The 4,915-nt window shown below is 68.4% G+C and carries 5 protein-coding genes; 2 read left to right on the forward strand and 3 right to left on the reverse strand.

Features of this window, described 5'->3' with window-relative positions; translation table 11 throughout:
* The 3 genes from P7D22_RS22215 to P7D22_RS22225 all read right to left on the reverse strand — a co-directional run.
* The coding region (locus tag P7D22_RS22215) for an AAA family ATPase (protein WP_319936434.1) at positions 1-240 on the reverse strand (240 nt) is incomplete at its 3' end.
* Entirely contained in the window at positions 237-1,355 is a 1,119-nt protein-coding gene (dnaN, locus tag P7D22_RS22220) for a DNA polymerase III subunit beta (protein WP_319936435.1), read from the reverse strand. The genes dnaN and P7D22_RS22215, both read right to left, overlap by 4 nt.
* Positions 1,356-1,492: 137 nt before the next feature.
* Positions 1,493-1,759, reverse strand: coding sequence for a hypothetical protein (locus tag P7D22_RS22225; protein ID WP_319936436.1), 267 nt, complete (start codon positions 1,757-1,759; stop codon positions 1,493-1,495).
* Between the two features lie 172 nt (positions 1,760-1,931).
* Between P7D22_RS22225 and P7D22_RS22230 the strand changes: the two genes are divergently transcribed.
* Both P7D22_RS22230 and P7D22_RS22235 read left to right on the forward strand, forming a co-directional pair.
* Positions 1,932-3,152, forward strand: coding sequence for a mandelate racemase/muconate lactonizing enzyme family protein (locus P7D22_RS22230; protein ID WP_319936437.1), 1,221 nt, complete (start codon positions 1,932-1,934; stop codon positions 3,150-3,152).
* A gap of 5 nt (positions 3,153-3,157) precedes the next feature.
* Entirely contained in the window at positions 3,158-4,798 is a 1,641-nt protein-coding gene (locus P7D22_RS22235; RefSeq protein WP_319936438.1) for a GMC family oxidoreductase, read from the forward strand.
* Positions 4,799-4,915: the final 117 nt, after the last annotated feature.

Genomic DNA, 4,915 nt, shown 5'->3' on the forward strand with positions numbered 1-4,915 from the left:
CGTCGCGGCCACGGCCCAGCCGCCGCGGCCGCCTTCCCGGGCGCAATCGGCCATCTCGGCGCGGCGCAGGCCGCGGCCGGCGCTGAGCAGCGACACGGCTTCGAGCAGGTTGGTCTTGCCGGCGCCGTTGTCGCCCGTCAGCACCACGGTTTCGCTGTCGATCGCGAGGTCGAGAGCCGGATAGGAACGGAAATCGGCGAGCTTCAGCCCGGTGAGGCGCGGCCTTCGGGGCGGCCTCACACCCGCATCGGCATCAGCACGTAGAGTGCGGGCGCGGTGTCGCTGTCCTGGATCACGGTGGGCGAGCCGGCGTCGTTCAGCATCAGCAGGGCGGTGTCGCCATCGAGCTGCGCCGCGATGTCGAGCAGATAGCGGGCGTTGAAGCCGATATCGAGCGGCGCGGCATCATAATCGACGTCGAGCTCCTCGGTGGCCGAGCCCGAATCCGGGTTGTTGACGCTGAGCGTCAGCTTACCATCCGCGATGGCGAGCTTCACGGCGCGGCCGCGCTCGGACGAGATGGTGGACACGCGATCGACCGCCTCCTGGAACGGCTTCTTGTCGACCGTCAGCCGCTTGTCGTTGCCGGACGGGATGACGCGCGCATAGTCCGGGAAGGTGCCGTCGATCAGTTTGGTGGTCAGGATCACGCGGCCGAAGGTGAAGCGGATCTTGGCGGTGGACAGTTCCACCGTGACGTCGGCGTCGGCGTCGTCGATCAGCTTCTGCACCTCCGACACCGCCTTGCGGGGCACGATGATGCCCGGCATGTCGGCCGAGCCCTCCGGGGCCGGCACCTGGACGCGCGCCAGCCGGTGACCGTCGGTCGACACGGCGCGCAACAGCGTCTGCCCTTCGTGCTCCAGCGTGTGCATGAAGATGCCATTGAGGTAGTAGCGGGTTTCCTCGGTCGAAATGGCGAACTGGGTCTTGTCGATGAGCCCCTTGAGCTGCCCGGCCTTCAGGACAAACTTGTGGGTGAGCTCGCCGGCCGAAATGTCCGGAAAATCCGTTTCGGGCAGGCATTGCAGCTGAAACCGCGAGCGGCCGGAGCGCAGCAGCATCTGACTGGTGTCGCCCGACATGTCGAGCGTCACCTGGGAGCCGTCCGAGAACTTGCGCACGATGTCGTGCAGCACGTGGGCCGGCAGGGTGGTGGAGCCCGGCTGCGCCACCTCGGCCTCGATCTCCTCCGTCACCTCGAGGTCGAGATCGGTGGCCTTCAGCTTCAGCGTGCCGCCCTCGGCCCTGACCAGCACGTTCGACAGGATCGGGATGGTGGTGCGGCGCTCGACGACCCGGTGCACGTGGCCGAGCGAGCGGAGCAGGGACGCGCGTTCGAGTGTGACTTTCATCGGGCGGCCCTTGCGGTGATGCGGTGATCCCCGAGCCGGCGCTCAGGGGAAGGGCGCCGACTTTTGCTCAAGGGCCGGAAATCCGCAAGCCCGGTCGACGCAAGGGTCCGGTGGAGAACCCCAGCCGCACCAGGGGGTCAGGCCGGCTCGGCCGAACAATTGAGGCGCCGTCCCGCCTTCGCGGGCTGGCCGATGAGTTGGCGCGCCTGCGCTTCGCGGGTCGCGTAGGCCAGGGCGGCGTCGATGAAGTCCCGGGCCGGCACAACGGCGTCGGGCGCGTCGCGCATGAAGCGAGGCGTCAGGCTGTCGGTCTTGGCGCAGACCCCATAGCCGTAGATATGACCGTGTTCGGTCTGCCAGACCGCGATCTCGTCATCGCTCGCGCGCACCAGTTGGAATGTCACCAGCATTCTCCCATCGACGCCAGGAGGTTTGACTTACGATTGGTGCCGATTTACGGCGCCGGCACGATAGCTTTGATCGTCATGAATCAACCCTGAATCGCCGCTGCCGTGGCATGCTGCGCCCCGGTGGCCCGCATGGGCGGCGCTGCCCGATCCGCCCCACCGAGGCCCCATGAAGATCGACACCCTCATCACCCACGTGGTGGCCGTGCCGCCGCCGCATCTCGGCGGCATGTATTGGATCCTGGTCCGGCTGCGCACTGCCTGCGGGATCGAGGGGGTGGGCGAAATCTATTGCACCGGCGTCCATCCGACGACGCTCGGCCCGCTGATCGACGACGTCTTCGCCCGCCACCTCGAAGGGCATGACCCGCACCGGATCGAGCGGTTCTGGCGCTCCGCCTATTCGAGCGGCTTTACCCAGCGGCCCGACCCGACCCTGATGGGCATCGTGTCCGGCCTCGAGATCGCCTGCTGGGACATCATCGGCAAGGCGGCCGGGCGGCCGGTGGCCGACCTTCTGGGCGGCCGGGTGCACGAGCGGCTGCGCGCCTACACCTATCTTTATCCGGAGGGGCCGGACGGCGATTTCGACTTCAACGACCCCGAGCGCGCGGCGGCCTGCGCGGTCGACATGGTGGAGCGGCTCGGCTTCACGGCGGTGAAGTTCGATCCCGCCGGGCCCTATACGGCCTATTCGGGCCACCAACTCTCGATGGGGGTGCTGGCGCGCTGTGAAACCTTCTGCCGGCTGATCCGCGATGCGGTGGGCGACCGGGCCGACCTCCTGTTCGGCACCCATGGCCAGATGGTGCCGTCCTCCGCGGTGCGGCTGGCGCGGCGCCTGGAACGCTACGACCCGCTGTGGTTCGAGGAGCCGGTGCCGCCCGGCCAGGAAGAGGCGATGGCCGACGTGGCGCGCAAAACCTCCATCCCGATCGCCACGGGCGAGCGGCTCACCACCAAATATGAATTCCAGCGCGTGTTGACGACAGGCGCCGCCACCATCCTGCAGATGAACGTCGCCCGCGTCGGCGGCCTGCTGGAGGCCAAAAAGATCGCCGGCATGGCGGAAGCCTTTTATGCCCAGGTGGCGCCCCACCTTTACAACGGCCCGGTCGGGGCCGCCGCGAGCCTGCAACTCGCCTGCACCCTGCCGAACTACCTGATCCAAGAATCGATCCTCGACTTCGGCGGCTTCCACGCCGCCATCCTGAAGCACAAGATCGCCTTCGAGGATGGCACCCTGATCCCGTCGCGCGAGCCCGGCCTCGGGATCGAACTCGACCTCGACGTCATCGCGGCCCATTCGCCCTATACGGGGGCGCGGCTGCACCTGCAGATGGCCGAGGCGCCCGCCGACGCCAAGGATTTTGCGCCCGCGCGCGGCTGACCCTCATGCCAGAGCTCGAATTCGATTACGTCATCGTCGGGGCCGGCTCGGCCGGTTGCGTGCTGGCGGCCCGGCTCAGCGAAGGCGGCCGGCACACGGTCGCGCTGATCGAGGCCGGCGGCTCGGATGACTCCTTCTGGTTCCGCATCCCGGTCGGCTACGCCCGCAGCTATTTCGACCCCCGGGTGAACTGGATGTATTCGACCGAGCCCGAGGCCGAGCTGGGCGGCAGGTCCATCTACACGCCGCGGGGCAAGGTGCAGGGCGGCTCGGGCTCCATCAACGCCATGGTGTTCGTTCGCGGCGACCGGGCCGATTTCGACGATTGGGCCGCGGTCGCCGGGCCCGATTGGAGCTTCGACGCCGTGCTGCCGGCCTTTCGCCGGCTCGAAACCCATGCGGACGGCGCGTCGGAATGGCATGGGGACGCCGGGCCGATCCACGTCACGCCGATGCGCGACGGCATCCATCCGGTGACGCGACGCTTCCTCGACGCCTGCCGGGAGCTGCAGCTGCCGGCGACGCCGGACTTCAACGGGGCGGCCATCGAGGGTGCCGGCGTCTACGACGTGTCGACCCGCCGGGGGCAGCGGTCGTCCTCGAGCTTCGAATATCTATGGCCCGCGCTGAAGCGCCCGAACCTCGCCATCCTGCGCCACGCCCATGCCGAGCGGCTGCTGTTCGACGACGCCCATCGGGCCACCGGCGTCATGCTGCGGCAGAATGGCGTCGTGCGGACCGTCACGGCGCGCCGCGAGGTGATTCTTACGGCGGGTGCCGTGGGCACGCCGAAGCTGCTGCAGTTGTCGGGCATCGGCGACGGCGCGACCCTGCAGGCCGCCGGGGTCGCGGTGCGGCGGCACAGCCCCGCTGTGGGGGCCAACCTGCAGGACCACCTTTGCGCCAGCTTCTATTACCGGTCCCGCGTGCCGACCCTCAATGCCGCTTTCGGCAGCCGCCTCGGCCAGGCGCGGCTCGGGCTGCAATATCTGCTGACCCGGCGGGGCCCCTTTGCGATGAGCGTCAACCAGGCCGGCGGCTTCTTTCGGGGCAACCCCGAGGCATCGCGGCCGACCATCCAGCTCTACTTCAACCCGCTGTCCTACCGCATCCCGCCGAACCCCGGCGCGGGTCTCGCGCCCGAGCCCTATCCGGGCTTCCTGCTGGCCTTCAATGCATGTCGTCCGACCAGCCGCGGCAGCGTGGCGATCGCCGGCCCCGACCCTGAGGCGCCGCCGCTGATCCGCCCCAACTACCTGTCGACCGAGGGGGATCGCCGCGAAGCCGTCGAGGGAGCCCGGCTGGCGCGCCGCATCATGGCGGCGCCGGCCTTGCGGGACGTCACGGTCGAGGAAATGCCGCCCTCGCATCTGGCGCAGGACGACGGCGACCTGCTCACGTGGTTCCGCGGTGCGTCGGGCTCGATCTACCATCTTTGCGGCACGTGCCGCATGGGCCGCGACCCGGCGACCTCCGTGACCGACCCGCGCCTTCGCGTGCATGGCGCCGAAGCACTGCGGATCGCCGACGCTTCGGTTTTCCCCAACATCACGGCCGGCAACATCCAGGCCCCAACCCTGATGGTGGCCGAAAAAGCCAGCGAAATCATCCGGCAGGACAGCCAAAAAGACGCCACGATATCATAACAGGCATCAACGCATATCAGCCTTGCAACGGCCAATCGTCTGTGCTTTAAGGCGACACCGAGACAAAAAAAGAGCCGCCCGAAGGCGGCCCAAGTCTAGGGAGGAAACGCCCAAAAG

The sequence above is a fragment of the Lichenihabitans sp. Uapishka_5 genome, from assembly GCF_033947565.1.
Lineage (GTDB): Bacteria > Pseudomonadota > Alphaproteobacteria > Rhizobiales > Beijerinckiaceae > Lichenihabitans.